Raw genomic sequence first — 13,770 nt, 5'->3', positions numbered from 1 at the left:
CCCACAATATGGCAAAAACGGGGTCAGTTCCGGTGAGCGACAGCTGGCTGAAATCAGTCTGTTTTCCAAGGAACGGCCAGCTGCCGGCAATTAATGCGACCAGTACGATCAGAAACAGTTGCGGCTGCAGGCGGTGTGTGCCAAAAAATTCTTCCAGCCGGCGTGCCCATCGCCACGAAAGCGTAACCAGCATCTTGTCAAAAATATGCTGACCTTTGAGGTGGCGTATGCCGGGCGGGCCATCTTCGCAGCGGGCCAGATAATTTCCCAGGATCAGGTAGAGCAATACTCCGCTGATGAGTGCAATCGTACTCATGATCAGCGGAGTATTGACACCGTGCCATATTGCCAGGCTGTATTGCGGTGTGCGCTCACCCAGGACAGAGGTGACGGCAGTATGCAGGTAGGGGCCAATGGTCATGCCGGGAATCATGCCGACGATGAGGCAGGCCAGTACCAGAAATTCAATCGGCAGCCGCATCCAGTGAGGAGGTTCATGGGGTGTACGAGGGAGCGCCTGTGGTTCGGGACCAAAAAAAACAGTATGAATGAACCGCACAGAATAGGTTACGGCAAAAGCACCGGCGATTGTGGCGACGTAGGGAAGCGCGCCATCCAGCACCGAACCGGAGTGCTGCTCAAGTGTTTCGGCAAAAAACATTTCTTTCGATAAAAATCCGTTGAGAAGCGGTACGCCTGCCATAGCGGCACTGGCGACCATAGCAAGTGTTGCCGTGACGGGCATATAGCTGAACAGCCCGCTCAGCTTGCGCATATCGCGTGTCCCGGCTTCATGATCGATGATACCGGCAGCCATGAACAAAGATGCCTTGAAGGTGGCGTGATTCATCATGTGAAAAATCGCTGCAACAGCAGCCAGCGGACTGCCCAGGCTCAGCAGTGTGGTGATCAGACCGAGATGGCTGATGGTTGAATAGGCAAGCAGTCCTTTGAGATCTTGCTGGAAGATGGCGAAACAGGCACCGAGCAGCAGTGTGCTCATACCTGCCAGCCCGAGTATGAAAAACCATTCGTCAGTGCCGGACAATACCGGCCACAGCCGGGTGAGCAGAAACACACCTGCCTTTACCATTGTGGCTGAATGCAGATAGGCCGATACCGGTGTGGGTGCAGACATGGCGTTGGGCAGCCAGAAATGGAACGGAAACTGCGCGCTTTTGGTCAGTGCACCCAGCAGGATGAGTACCAGCATGGGGACGTAGAGCTCATGCTCCCGGATTGTGTCGCCTGCAGCCAGAACACGGTCGAGATCATAACTGCCGACGATGTAACCGGTGAGAATCAGCCCGACAAGCAGGCAGAGTCCACCGGCTCCCGTGATGATCAGCGACATGCGTGCACCTTCGCGTGCTGCCGCGTTATGGTGCCAGTAGCCGATCAGCAGGAATGACAGGATACTGGTGAGTTCCCAGAAAATGGCCAGCAGAATCAGGTTGCCCGAAATGACTACACCCTGCATGGCACCGGCAAACGCCAGCAGAAAGGAAAAGAAACGTGGCACCGGATCTTGCGGGGACATGTAATAACGGGCGTAAAGCACCACGAGAAACCCGATACCGGTGATCAGCATCGAAAACATCCACGCAAAACCATCCATCCTGAGGGTGAAATCCAGACCGGACGCGGGCAGCCATTCAATCCCGTAACGCAGGATATTTCCTGCAGAGACAGGGGCATAAAGACCGGCAACAATGGCAAACGAGCTCAGCATGATAATGCCGGACAGCCAGGCTTCCATGTTACGGGCATTGGCTGGCAGCAGGGCTGCCAGGATGCTTCCGGCAAAAGGCAATGCTATCAGGAGAAGAAGGAGATTCTCGCTGTTCATCTTCGGGTAACAGTAACAGTTAAAAAATGATGTGGCCGGGAGTTCCAGCCAGGTTAGATCAGACGGCTGATACCGGATAATTATTCCGGATAAATACGCAGGCAGGCAAACTTCAGCAGATTGCTTTTATTGGGTCTTATCCTGTTAATTATACTGTTGATCACCAGTTGGTACTTATATGATTAGCAATGATTTTTTGATTCAGTTTGTTTTTATCCGGCCAATATTGCCAATATTACAAATTATCCGGCAGGTTTTAACCACGCCTTTGCCGTTATGTATCACGGTCTTGCCGCATGTCAATTCAGCACCCCTGACGTGTAATCTCACTGCTGCCATCAGCCGCATGCCAGACAGGCGGTTGATGGCCGGTGACATTATCGTATCTGCCCGCGGGAATTGTCCTGTTCACGATGTTATTTATGATTAAATACAGATCAGTAACTGATTTAGCATTGAAGTTGTACAGCATCAGCCCCGGAATTATTAAACAAAATGTCATATACATATACGTTACGTTAGATCATGAATCCCATGCTCTATTACGTGCTCAAAGTTATCATCTCGGCGTTGGTTATAGTGGCGGTTTCCGAGGTCGCTAAACGCTCCACAGGTTTTGCGGCGTTAATCGCATCGCTTCCGCTAACCTCGTTACTCGCCTTTATCTGGCTGCATATGGAGGCTTCTCCTTCCAGCCAGATTGCTCAACTTTCCAGCCAGATATTCTGGCTTGTCCTTCCCTCGCTCGTGTTTTTCCTGCTGTTGCCGCTCCTGCTCAGGTACGGTATGGGCTTCTGGCTCAGCCTTGTTTTTTCCTCTGCTGCCACAGCAATATGCTATCTGGCTCTCTTGCCGCTGCTTCGTCGCGTCGGGGTCGAGTTATGACATCATTGCGGCTCCTGACTTTCGGTCAACCGGACCCGCCTGCAAGCGGCATTTACAGATCTCCTTCGCGATTTTGCCACTACGGCGATTTCTTACATTAAATGTCATGCACAATGGAGGATACCCATGCCATTCCCACCGGAAAAACATAAGGTTTTGCCGGGTATAAAGGGTGCCGGCCCTACTGTAGTGGCTCGACTTGCTGAAAGAACAGTCCGCAGGCATGCACTGCCATTCAGGCGGCAATTGCACTGGCACAATCGCATCATGCAACAGGTCTGCCAGCCGGACTGCTGAAAAGCTGCACTTTGTCGCCCGGTGATTTTTGACGTCGGGCCGCAGTACCGCGCTATTGCATCTAACTCATTTACAGGAGTACTTTCCCATGATCATGAACAGAAACAGCTGCCTCATGCTTCTTTCCCGACGGGCAGTTGTTACAGTTACCGTTGTGGTTTCGCTACTGGCCGCGTCCGTGGCCGAGGCCTGCACTCGTGCTGTCTACCTGGGCCCGGAGGGCCGTATCCTTACCGGCCGGAGCATGGACTGGAAGTTACCTATGGTCAGCAACCTCTGGGTCTTTCCGCGCGGGATGGCGCGAGAGGGGGTGGCCGGCGCACGTTCGGTGAAATGGACGTCGCAATATGGCAGTCTGATCGTCTCGGGCTATGATATTTCCACTGCTGACGGGATGAATGAAGCAGGTCTTGCAGTAAACCTGCTGTGGGAGGTGGAAGCCACCTATCCTGAAGAGGATGGCAAGACACCACGCATCTCGGTATCGATCTTTCCACAGTATCTGCTTGATCGCCATGCGACCGTAGCCGGGGCGGTGGCGGAGCTGCGCTCCAGCCCTGTCCTTGTCGTCAGCGGCGAGGTGCCGGTAGGTCCTCCCGGGCGAGGCGCAACAGTACATGTCTCGATGTCTGACGCCAGTGGTGATAGTGCTGTGATTGAGTTTGTCGCCGGTCAGATGGTGATCCACCACGATCGCCAGTACCAGGTTATGACGAACGAGCCGACATATGAACGCCAGCTTGCCGTTCTTGAGTACTGGCAGCGTGTGAATCCGCGCGAGTTTTTACCCGGTACGGTACGTGCCGCCGACCGTTTTGTGCGGGCGCATCACTACATCAATTCGGTTGTGCAGAGTGCTGACCCGCGCATTGCCGCGGCCGCCGTATTCAGCGTAATTCGTCAGACTTCAGTTCCCTGGGGTGTCAGCATCGCTGATCAGCCCAACCTCTCGACCACCCGCTGGCGGGTCGTAGCTGACCACAAGGATCGCCGTTATTATGTGGAGTCAGTGCTCTCACCCAGCGTGTTCTGGATCGACATGGCAAAGCTCAACCTGTCAAAGGGAGCGCCGGTGCGGAAACTTGAGCTTGGAGAGGACATGACACGCATCCTCTCGGGTGAGGTTTCGGATTATTTTGTGCGAGCCGATCCATTCGAGTTCCAGCCGGCACGCTGAGCATGGTCGGTACAGCGTTCGCCACTGCCGGAATCCGGGCCAATTCCACTGGTCTGCTATAAGTGCTTTCAGTCAGTATGGTGGAAAGTCCGGGTGGCGGGGTCCGCCCTGTTATTCCACCGGACCTGTGAGAAGCCGTACCTGTCGATTAGCCCTGTTCAGATATCATTTATGGATGCACAGACACTCACTACCCTTGGTACTTCTCTGATTGTTGCGCTGGCGACGGTTATTGGCTCAGCCATCACTGCATATTTTGGTTATAAAAGCGTCAAAGCTACTGCTGATATGGCAAAAACCAAAGAGGAAATGGCGTCAGTAAAAAGAGAGTTAATTGCTGCCTATCGGCAAATTAGTGCCTACTATCAGCTTGAACAGGAATTTATCGAAGCAGTCAAATCAGCGAATGGCGGAACAGAGAAATCACTGAAAATCAGCCATCGGGACAAGGTGGTTGAAAAAGGCTTTGAAAGACCGAAAATCACGCATAACCAGGCAGAGAAACGTATTCGTGAACTTGAAATCTGATTGTTCGCCGCAGCCGGCCGTCTGCTGCCACGGCTGAACTCAGGGTGCTGGATGCTGTTACAGGCGTTTATCAGAGCTCCGGATACTAATGAGCATGTTGCGGGGGTATGCAGTATTCCTTTATTTCTTTTCTTCAGCCGCCACAAGCTCTTTGATCTGCCGCAAACGGGCTTCTACACTGGATAACTGGTAAAAATCATCATGTTTGTGGCGCAGGGCAACCTGGAGCTGTTCGACAGCAGCCCGGAGGTTGCCCTCGCGGATCAGTGCCTCAGCTTCAGCCTGATGTTGCAACAGGGCGTTACCCAGTGCGGCATGGCATTGTGCGGTAAGCCGGTAGAGCCGGATATCGTCATGAATGAACCGGGACTGGCTGTTGATGAAATCCAGTGCGGCTTGCGGATTTTTGTGTTTCAGCAATGCATCGGTGTAATCGTAAACCAGGGCGCGATAATGCGGGAAAGAGCGCAGTGCGGCCTGATACAGCCGGAAGGCATCATCGGTTTGTCCATTATCCAGTTTGACGCGGGCGGCCAGTGTTTCAATCATCGCGGCGGATTGCAGATAATCGCCTTCTACCCGAATGGATTTTCCCAGCTGGTGATTTTTAAGCGGTTGTGCTGAGGTATCGGATTGAATGACCCGGTACAGCGTATTTAACGCTTCATCAGCCTGTTTGAATTGTCTTCCTCGCAGCAGGGCGTGAATCAGCCCGTAACGTTCAGCAACTTCGTTGATATAACGTTTATCCTGCAGGCGTGCCTTGAATTCATTGATGACAGAAACCGGGTTACCCTGGGAAGCACGAATTTTGGCACGAACGAGATGAAACTCCAGGCTGTCCGGAACCTGCCGGTAACCCAGTTCTCGGGTACGGTTCTGGATGTCGGCAATCCGTTCATGCGTGACCGGATGGGTCATGAGGTAGGATGGAATTCCATTTTCATAGTACCGGCTGGCATGTTGCATGTGTTCGAAGAAGGATGACATGCCGTGCGGGTCAAACCCCGCCCTGACGAGCATGTTGAATCCGACACGGTCAGCTTCTTTTTCATGTTTGCGTGTGAAATTCAACTGGGATTGGATGTACCCCGCCTGAGCGGTTGCCAGAACTGCCTGGCCGGCGTTGGGGTTGGAGCGGGAGGCAAGAATGGCGATCGCCAGTGCAGCAATCGATCCGAGTATGCCAAGATAAGGGGTACCGGAAATCATGCGGGCGAGGTGCTTCTGCGTGACGTGGGCAATTTCGTGCGCCAGGACGCCTGCCAGTTCTGATTCATTTTGTGCTGCGGTAATCAGGCCGCTATGAACTCCGACAAAAGCTCCCGGGAGAGCAAAGGCGTTGATTGAAGAATCGTTGATGGCAAAAAATTCAAACGGGTTATCGTGGCTGATCTGGCCGGCGGCGGAAATCAGGCGGCTGCCGAGCCGTGTCAGATAATCGGCAATTTCAGGATCATCCAGATAACTGGAATCTGCGTGGATTTCGCGCATGATCTGTATGCCGATTTGCCGTTCCTGGCGGGGAGTGACGCTGGCCTGGGAAACGTCGCCCAGATCAGGCAATTCCTGTCCAAAAATATGGGCGGGAAACAGCAGGGGCACAATGATGAAAAGGTAGTGGAATTTCATGTTGCATTTGATAGTTGGCTGTAAATTGAGTTCCACCGTATCAGTAATCAGCAGATCGGCAGCCGGTACCGTGAATGTTGGAAGGTATGCGGGTTATTCAGCCCGGAAATTTGCAGGTGAGTGGAAATCGCCATGATCGGCCGAAATCACGCCGGGTGATCCGGATACCTGGCGCGGCCTGGCGGCGCTTGTATTCACAGGAGTGGATCATGCGCAGTACGCGCCGGACAGTTTCTGCGGGATATCCCTGTGCAATGATTTCATCCGCTGACAGGGTGTTTTCCACGTATGCCCCGATGATTGCATCCAGTATTTCGTAAGGCGGGAGGCTGTCCTGATCAGTCTGATCAGGCCGCAATTCAGCGGAAGGCGGGCGCTGCAGGATACGTTCCGGGATGACAGGTGAAATCCGGTTGCGATAATTGCAAAGCTGATAAACCCGTGTTTTGCTGACATCCTTGAGAATCGAGAATCCACCGGCCATGTCTCCGTATAACGTGCTGTAGCCTACGGCAGTTTCGGATTTGTTGCTGGTGGTCAGCACCAGTCTGCCGGTCTGATTGGACAGCGCCATCAGCAGTGTTCCGCGGATACGTGCCTGCAGATTCTCCAGTGTGGTTTGGGGGCCGGAAGATGAGGGGATCTTCAGCCCGGCTTGCAATGTTCGCTGAAACTGGTCAAACAACGGCGTAATCGGCAGGCTGATATGGTGTACACCCAGATTGTCTGCCATGGCTCGTGCGTCCTGGATACTGATGTCAGCCGTGTAGGGAGAGGGCATCATTACGGTACTGACATTTTCAGTGCCGAGCGTATCTGCCGCAATTGCCAGTACCAGCGCGGAATCAACGCCTCCCGACAGGCCGACCAATACGCCGGGGAATCCGTTTTTAGTAATGAAATCATGTAATCCCAGCTTTAATGTGGTGTAAATTCCTTCGACCTGGTTCGGCAAGGGGAGGCACTGGCCGGAAATCGATCCGTTGCCGTGAATTTCGATCAGACCGAATGCTTCTTCGGAAACAGGCAACTGGCAGGCGAGTTTGCCGCAACGATCCATTGCGAATGATGCGCCATCGAAAACCAGTTCATCCTGTCCGCCTGCCTGGTTGATATAAATCGTTGGCAAGCCGGTTTGTGCGATCCCTGCACGCACGATCCGGTAGCGATCGGCCTGACCGCCAATAGTGTAGGGGGAGGCATCCGTAACCAGCAGAATCTGCGCACCAGCGGAATGAAGTGACTGCAGGTGTACCGGGTGCTGGTAATCGGAGAAGGTCGTTAACCCGAAGCGGGTGCCATGGTATGCAAATATGCAGGGCTGGCTGCCGGCGGTGAAATAGCGTGGTTCATCCAGCAGCAAACCGGAGGACAGGTGTTGTTTGTAGTGGGTGGCCAGCAGGCGACCATCCCGGATGACGGAAACAGCATTGAACAGATGGCCGTCCATGCTGTATGGATGACCGGTTGTCAGCACGACATCCTGTATTTGTGCAGTAAGATCAGCCAGTGCCTGGTGGCAGGCGGATATAAATTCCCTGCGCAGCAGCCAGTCTTCCGGGGGGTAGCCGCACAGTGCCATTTCCGGGGCGATGACCAGATCTGCTCCGGCTGTTTTGGCCTGGTGACAGGCATGCCGCAGTCGGGATAAATTTCCGCTCAGATCGCCTGCTGTACAGTTGATCTGAGCAAGCGCGATTTTCACGGCAGGAAAAACAGTTGTACGAGTGATGCCGAATCAGAAAGGCAGGCTGGCATCCGGCTTTGTGTGCAGAATAACCCGGCGGAAATCCTGCTGGATACGCTCCAGTGCTGCCTGATTATCTGCCTCAAAGCGCAGTACCGCGACCGGGGTGGTGTTGGATGCCCGGATCAGGCCAAATCCGTCGTTGTATTCCACCCGCAGGCCATCAATCGTAATCACCTGATCGGCTTCGGGAAAATCAGCTTCCTGCTGAAGCTGAGCGATCAGAGCATGATTTTCCCCTTCGTTGAGTTTAATCTGCAGTTCCGGTGTGTTAACCGTATCAGGCAGGGCGTGCAATATTGCAGCCGGATCAGTCTGTTTGCTTAGCAGCTCCAGCAGACGTGCACCTGCGTACAGGCCATCGTCAAATCCGTACCAGCGTTCTTTGAAGAAAATATGACCGCTCATTTCGCCGGCCAGCAATGCGCCAGTTTCTTTCAGCTTGGCTTTGATAAAGGAATGCCCTGTTTTCCACATGACCGGTTTACCACCGTGTTGCGTAATCCATGGAGCCAGCGTGCGTGTGCATTTGACATCGTAAATGATCTGGCCGCCGGGATTTCTGGATAACACATCGGCTGCAAACAGCATAAGCTGCCGATCCGGAAAAATGATGCTGCCATCTTTGGTGACAACGCCCAGGCGATCCCCGTCACCATCGAAGGCAAAGCCGATTTCAGTATCAGTGGTGGCTAGTGTGCGAATAACGTCCTGCAGATTTTCCGGTACGGAGGGGTCGGGGTGATGGTTGGGGAAGGTGCCATCAACGTCACAAAACAGTTCAGTCACCTCACAGCCAAGCCGGCGATACAGTTCGGGCGCCAGCGCGCCAGTTACTCCATTGCCGCTGTCCACCACGATCCTGAGCGGGCGGGCGAGTTTAACATCATCCACAATGCGCTGCAGATAGGCAGGCACGATGTCATGCTGACGATAACCGCCCTGGCCGTGCCGGAGGTTGTTTTGTTCAATGCGCAGACGCAGTGACTGAATGGTTTCCGCTGCCAGTGTTTCTCCCCCCAGTACGATCTTGAGCCCGTTGTATTCCGGCGGGTTGTGGCTGCCGGTTACCATCACTCCCGAGTAGCTGCACAGTTCATGTGCGGCGTAATACAGTACGGGGGTGGCAACCATACCTGTATCAATGACGTCAGTTCCGCTTTTGCGGATACCGTTCGTCAGCGCCTGTGCCAGTTTTGGCCCGGACAGGCGGCCGTCTCGACCGATTGCAATGGCGGTAAGTCCGCGCTCACGTGCTTCGGAACCAATAGCATGGCCGATATGTTCCACCACTTCCGGGGTCAGCGCAGTGTCTACGACGCCGCGAATATCATAAGCCTTGAAAATTTCGCGCGGGAGTATGCTCATGCGTGGTGATGATCCGGATTGGGAGTGCCTTTCAGAACATAATGTGTGCCGCAATATGGGCACATGGCTTCACCGGTGACCTCAATTTCAAGAAAAACCCGGGGGTGCCAGCTTCTGGTATCCATGGAAGGATTCGGGCAATGCAGCGGCAGGTCATCCGGACTGATTTCGACTTGTTGCGGATAAGCTGGTGTAGCAGATGTATTCATGGGTGATTCCATCAGATTCAACAGTGATTAAACATAATGCAGCCAATCAGCATGCCTGTCGGATTTGCCGTTGACGCAGTCAAAAAATGCGGTTTGCAGCTGTTCGGTGATCGGGCCGCGTTTGCCGCTGCCAATTTCACGGCAGTCCAGCTCGCGAATCGGGGTGATTTCCGCTGCCGTACCGGTAAAGAAAGCTTCATCTGCACAATAGACTTCATCACGGGTAATCCGTTTCTGGATGACTTCGATACCGGCCTCCTGTGCCAGCTGGATTACAGAGGCGCGTGTGATGCCTTCCAGGCAGGCAGTCAGGTCTGGCGTATAAATTTTGCCTTTTTTGATGATAAAAATATTTTCACCGGAACCTTCTGCGACATAGCCGTCCACATCCAGCAGCAGGGCTTCCTGGTAACCATCCTGTGCAACTTCCTGGTGTGCCAGGATTGAATTGGTATAGGTGGCTACTGATTTGGCGCGGCACATGTTGATGTTGACATGGTGGCGGGTGAATGAGGAGGTTTTTACGCGAATGCCGTTTTCCAGCGCATCTGCACCCAGGTAAGTTCCCCACGGCCAGGCGGCAACTGCGACATGAACCGACAGTGTTTTGGCGGATAATCCCATGGCTTCCGGGCCGTAAAAGACGATCGGGCGGATATAGCCGGAGGTAAGCCCGTTCTCACGAATGACATCCCGCTGTGCCTGCATCAGCGCAGCCTGATCAAAAGGAATTTTCATTCTGAAAACATGTGCTGAATAAAACAGGCGTTCAGTGTGCTCGGGCAAACGGAAAATGGCAGCACCGCGAGGTGTCTGATAGGCGCGCACCCCTTCAAAAACCCCCATTCCATAATGCAGGGTGTGGGTGAGTACGTGGGTCGTGGCGTTGCGCCAGGGAACCAGTTTCCCGTCATACCAGATAAACCCGTCACGGTCCGCCATCGACATGCTGAAACTCTCCTGTGTTAGATCTGTAAATTGAATAACGGGAAGTGTCATTGGCCGGATCACCCGGCACTTCCCTGAAAAACCTGCTGTATTCTAGCGTATTTTTGCCTGTGGCAATGCCGACACCGTTCGATGGATTCGAAACCGTAACGAAAAATGTGATAATTCCGGGAACCCGGTTTATTCTTCCTTAATTTCCGAGTTTCTACTGTTACCTATGCAACCACTTCGTTTTGATGCGTTAATCATTGGCAGCGGCCTGGCCGGGCTGACACTTGCTCTGAATCTGGCAGAAACCCGGAAGGTTGCACTGGTGACCAAGCGGACATTGCACGACAGCTCCAGCGCCTGGGCCCAGGGAGGAATTGCTGCTGTATTGTCGATTGAAGATTCTCCGGAAACGCATATCCGCGATACGCTGGTTGCCGGTGCAGGGTTGTGCAACGAAGCCATGACTCGCCATATTGTTGAGCATGGCCCGCAGGCTGTCAGATGGCTGATAGACCGAGGTGTCAGTTTTACGCGCGATAATCACAATGAAACCGGTTATCACCTGACCCGTGAGGGTGGCCATAGCGTGCGCCGCATCATTCATTCGGATGATGCCACGGGCAAGGTGGTGCAACTGACACTGACTAAACAGGCGGCAGCGCATCCCAATATCACCATACTGGAGCGCCATATTGCCGTAGATTTGATCACCAGTGAGAAGCTGCTTCATGCTGAAGAGGGCAATCGCTGTTATGGTGCTTATGTGCTTGATATCCGCGCCGGTAAAGTGCGCACGATTGCAGCACATAACACAATTCTGGCTACCGGCGGCGCGGGCAAGGTCTATCTCTATACAACCAATCCGGATGTGGCGACCGGGGATGGTATTGCCATGGGATGGCGCGCAGGATGCCGTGTCGCCAACATGGAGTTCATTCAGTTCCACCCTACCTGTCTGTATCATCCGCATGCCAAATCCTTTCTGATCACTGAAGCGGTAAGGGGAGAGGGAGGCATACTGAAACTGCCTGACGGCGAACGTTTTATGCCCCGGCATGATAAGCGTGCCGAGCTTGCGCCGCGTGACATCGTGGCACGTGCAATTGATTTCGAAATGAAAAAACGCGGGCTGGATTGTGTGTTCCTGGATATTTCCCATCAGCCGGCCGATTTCCTGGTACAGCATTTTCCGACCATTTACAAACGCTGTCTGGAGCTGGGTATTGATATCACGCGCGAACCCATTCCTGTCGTTCCGGCAGCGCATTACACCTGTGGCGGAATCGTGACCGATCAGCGCGGGCGGACAGATCTCGATAATCTGTATGCCATCGGTGAAACTGCTCATACCGGGCTGCATGGCGCCAATCGTCTGGCCAGCAATTCTTTGCTGGAATGTCTGGTAACCGGGCTTTCAGCCGTCGAGGATATTCTGGCACGCTCTCCTGCGCCGGATCTGCCATTACCCGGCTGGGATGAAAGCCGTGTAACTGATGCCGATGAAGAAGTGGTGATTTCCCATAATTGGGATGAGTTGCGTCGTTTTATGTGGAATTACGTGGGGATTGTGCGTACCAGCAAACGGTTGCAGCGGGCACAGCACCGTATCAGGCTGCTGAGTGAGGAAATCGATGAATATTATTCGAATTTCCGGGTGACCAGCGATCTGCTCGAACTGCGCAATCTCGTATGCACCTCTGATCTGATCGTTCGCAGTGCCATGCTGCGACATGAGAGCCGCGGCCTGCATTTCAGCCGGGATTATCCTGAGACCCTGCCGCAAGCCACTGATACAATTCTGTCGCGTTAAATGATGGATAGCGAACTGAAATCGCTGGAAGATAAAATTGATCAGCTGATCAGGCTGTATCAGGGTACGTGCGAGGAGAATGTCAGATTACACCTGCAGCTGGAAAATGCTGAAATCGAGAAACAGCAGCTTACCGAGCGGATGCGTATCGCAGCCGAGCGTCTTGAGATTTTACTGAATAATCTGCCCGGAAACCGAGATGAATAAAGAGGCTGTTCTGAATGTGACCGTAATGGGGCGGGAATTTCGTATCCATTGTTCTGGTGAAGAGCGTGATGACTTGCTGCTTGCAGTTTCTTACCTTGACAGAAAAATGCGGGAAATAAAATCTGCGGGAAAAATCATGGGAACAGAGCAGATAGCTATTGCTGCTGCTATCAGTATTACGCATGAACTGCTCGATACCCGCTCCCGCTGTGATTTTGACATGCCTGAATTTAAGCGTAGAATCGAATCGCTTGAATCCAGACTGGGTAGCGTACTTCCCGGTGAGGGTACTTTCGAAAACAAAGTCGGATAACTGGCTGTGTTATTCGCGCTGTAGCAGTTACGCAGCTGCAACAGGTTTAATCCCTGCGGTGTTTGTTAAGGTCTGTATTCTTTGAACCAATTCGTTGTAACTGGCTGCTGGTCAATGGTTGCTGTTGTGCGCGCTCTTTCGCGGGGCGTGCCTGATGTAACCGACAGGCGGCCACTCTTGAACCTGTGGTTCAAGATAACGATCTGACGGCATTTGCGGGGATCCCCTTTTTAATCAGTATTTTCCTGGTTTCCTGCCAGGATACTTCTAAAAATTTTGTCTGAAAATGCGTTATTGGCTGATGAAATCCGAACCGACGGAAGTCAGTATTGATGATCTGGCCGCCCGGCCGGGGCAGATCATACCCTGGGACGGGGTGCGCAACTATCAGGCACGTAATTTCATGCGTAACCAGATGCAGCTGGGAGATCTGGCTTTTTTCTACCATTCCAGCTGTGCCGAGCCGGGGATCGCCGGTATCGTGGAAGTTTCACGGCTTGCTTATCCGGATGAAACGCAATTCAACGCAGCCAGCAAATACTTTGATCCGAAATCGACACGCGAGAATCCGCGCTGGTTTAATGTCGAAGTCCGGTTTATCCGTAAAACCCGGCTGCTTTCCATCAGAGCGTTACGCAGTTACCCTGAACTGGCCGGCATGCGCGTACTGCAAAAAGGCAACCGGCTTTCCATTACACCTGTTGATCCGTCAGAGTGGAAATTCATCGAAGCGAAACTGTAGCAACGGTACCGTCGTACATTCCTTTTTTATCCCGGTTTCACATATACCCGCCAAACAGCTGACATTA

General features: G+C 53.1%; 13 protein-coding genes and 1 other RNA gene. 8 read left to right on the top strand and 6 right to left on the bottom strand.

All coding sequences use genetic code 11. The annotated features are described in order from the left end of the window. On the bottom strand, nucleotides 1-1,849 hold a 1,849-nt coding region (locus tag IT527_RS06555; RefSeq protein WP_292967722.1), incomplete at its 3' end, for a proton-conducting transporter membrane subunit. 525 nt (nucleotides 1,850-2,374) lie between these two features. Between IT527_RS06555 and IT527_RS06550 the strand changes: the two genes are divergently transcribed. The 3 genes from IT527_RS06550 (at nucleotide 2,375) to IT527_RS06540 (ending at nucleotide 4,736) form a co-directional block, all read left to right on the top strand. Further along, nucleotides 2,375-2,734 (top strand): DUF3147 family protein, encoded by a 360-nt coding sequence (locus tag IT527_RS06550; protein ID WP_363278093.1) that lies wholly within the window; start codon nucleotides 2,375-2,377, stop codon nucleotides 2,732-2,734. 412 nt (nucleotides 2,735-3,146) lie between these two features. Beyond that, a complete protein-coding gene (locus IT527_RS06545; RefSeq protein ID WP_292967721.1) occupies nucleotides 3,147-4,208 on the top strand; it encodes a linear amide C-N hydrolase in 1,062 nt (353 codons plus the stop codon). A 171-nt stretch (nucleotides 4,209-4,379) separates the two neighbouring features. Next, nucleotides 4,380-4,736: a hypothetical protein gene (locus IT527_RS06540; RefSeq protein WP_292967720.1), complete on the top strand. Its 357-nt coding sequence runs from the start codon at nucleotides 4,380-4,382 to the stop codon at nucleotides 4,734-4,736. Nucleotides 4,737-4,856: 120 nt separating this feature from the next. Here IT527_RS06540 and IT527_RS06535 read toward each other — a convergent pair whose 3' ends face one another. The 5 genes from IT527_RS06535 to IT527_RS06515 all read right to left on the bottom strand — a co-directional run bounded on the left by IT527_RS06535 (nucleotide 4,857) and on the right by IT527_RS06515 (nucleotide 10,640). Then, entirely contained in the window at nucleotides 4,857-6,368 is a 1,512-nt protein-coding gene (locus IT527_RS06535; RefSeq protein WP_292967719.1) for a M48 family metalloprotease, read from the bottom strand. 97 nt (nucleotides 6,369-6,465) lie between these two features. Further along, a complete protein-coding gene (locus IT527_RS06530) occupies nucleotides 6,466-8,073 on the bottom strand; it encodes an NAD+ synthase (RefSeq protein ID WP_292967718.1) in 1,608 nt (535 codons plus the stop codon). 33 nt (nucleotides 8,074-8,106) lie between these two features. Then, nucleotides 8,107-9,483, bottom strand: coding sequence for a phosphomannomutase/phosphoglucomutase (locus IT527_RS06525; protein ID WP_292967717.1), 1,377 nt, complete (start codon nucleotides 9,481-9,483; stop codon nucleotides 8,107-8,109). Then, nucleotides 9,480-9,692: a zinc-finger domain-containing protein gene (locus tag IT527_RS06520; RefSeq protein ID WP_292967716.1), complete on the bottom strand. Its 213-nt coding sequence runs from the start codon at nucleotides 9,690-9,692 to the stop codon at nucleotides 9,480-9,482. Before IT527_RS06520 ends, IT527_RS06525 begins: the two co-directional genes overlap by 4 nt. Nucleotides 9,693-9,719: 27 nt before the next feature. Further along, a complete protein-coding gene (locus IT527_RS06515; RefSeq protein ID WP_292967715.1) occupies nucleotides 9,720-10,640 on the bottom strand; it encodes a branched-chain amino acid transaminase in 921 nt (306 codons plus the stop codon). A 217-nt stretch (nucleotides 10,641-10,857) separates the two neighbouring features. Between IT527_RS06515 and nadB the strand changes: the two genes are divergently transcribed. The 5 genes from nadB to IT527_RS06490 all read left to right on the top strand — a co-directional run bounded on the left by nadB (nucleotide 10,858) and on the right by IT527_RS06490 (nucleotide 13,703). After that, entirely contained in the window at nucleotides 10,858-12,441 is a 1,584-nt protein-coding gene (gene nadB, locus IT527_RS06510) for an L-aspartate oxidase (protein WP_292967714.1), read from the top strand. Then, nucleotides 12,442-12,648 carry a hypothetical protein gene (locus tag IT527_RS06505; RefSeq protein ID WP_292967713.1) on the top strand — a complete coding sequence of 69 codons (207 nt, stop codon included), beginning with the start codon at nucleotides 12,442-12,444 and terminating at the stop codon, nucleotides 12,646-12,648. It abuts the gene before it with no gap. Then, a complete protein-coding gene (locus IT527_RS06500; protein ID WP_292967712.1) occupies nucleotides 12,641-12,961 on the top strand; it encodes a cell division protein ZapA in 321 nt (106 codons plus the stop codon). Before IT527_RS06505 ends, IT527_RS06500 begins: the two co-directional genes overlap by 8 nt. 47 nt (nucleotides 12,962-13,008) lie before the next feature. Beyond that, a non-coding RNA gene (gene ssrS, locus IT527_RS06495) (6S RNA) lies at nucleotides 13,009-13,187 on the top strand. A gap of 60 nt (nucleotides 13,188-13,247) precedes the next feature. Beyond that, a complete protein-coding gene (locus tag IT527_RS06490) occupies nucleotides 13,248-13,703 on the top strand; it encodes an EVE domain-containing protein (RefSeq protein WP_292967711.1) in 456 nt (151 codons plus the stop codon). The last annotated feature ends 67 nt before the right edge of the window (nucleotides 13,704-13,770 follow it).

This window comes from Nitrosomonas sp. (assembly GCF_020852615.1).
Lineage (GTDB): Bacteria > Pseudomonadota > Gammaproteobacteria > Burkholderiales > Nitrosomonadaceae > Nitrosomonas.
Note: the sequence above shows the minus strand (reverse complement) of the source record. Positions and strands in the feature narration are given on the sequence as shown.

Bases quoted from the DNA above. Each gene is read 5' to 3' on its own strand.
- IT527_RS06550 (WP_363278093.1), top strand. From the start codon at position 2,375: ATGAATCCCATGCTCTATTACGTGCTCAAAGTTATCATCTCGGCGTTG.
- IT527_RS06545 (WP_292967721.1), top strand. From the start codon at position 3,147: ATGCTTCTTTCCCGACGGGCAGTTGTTACAGTTACCGTTGTGGTTTCG.
- IT527_RS06540 (WP_292967720.1), top strand. From the start codon at position 4,380: ATGGATGCACAGACACTCACTACCCTTGGTACTTCTCTGATTGTTGCG.
- IT527_RS06535 (WP_292967719.1), bottom strand. From the start codon at position 6,368: ATGAAATTCCACTACCTTTTCATCATTGTGCCCCTGCTGTTTCCCGCC.
- IT527_RS06525 (WP_292967717.1), bottom strand. From the start codon at position 9,483: ATGAGCATACTCCCGCGCGAAATTTTCAAGGCTTATGATATTCGCGGC.
- IT527_RS06520 (WP_292967716.1), bottom strand. From the start codon at position 9,692: ATGAATACATCTGCTACACCAGCTTATCCGCAACAAGTCGAAATCAGT.
- IT527_RS06515 (WP_292967715.1), bottom strand. From the start codon at position 10,640: ATGTCGATGGCGGACCGTGACGGGTTTATCTGGTATGACGGGAAACTG.
- nadB (WP_292967714.1), top strand. From the start codon at position 10,858: ATGCAACCACTTCGTTTTGATGCGTTAATCATTGGCAGCGGCCTGGCC.
- IT527_RS06505 (WP_292967713.1), top strand. From the start codon at position 12,442: ATGATGGATAGCGAACTGAAATCGCTGGAAGATAAAATTGATCAGCTG.
- IT527_RS06500 (WP_292967712.1), top strand. From the start codon at position 12,641: ATGAATAAAGAGGCTGTTCTGAATGTGACCGTAATGGGGCGGGAATTT.
- IT527_RS06490 (WP_292967711.1), top strand. From the start codon at position 13,248: ATGCGTTATTGGCTGATGAAATCCGAACCGACGGAAGTCAGTATTGAT.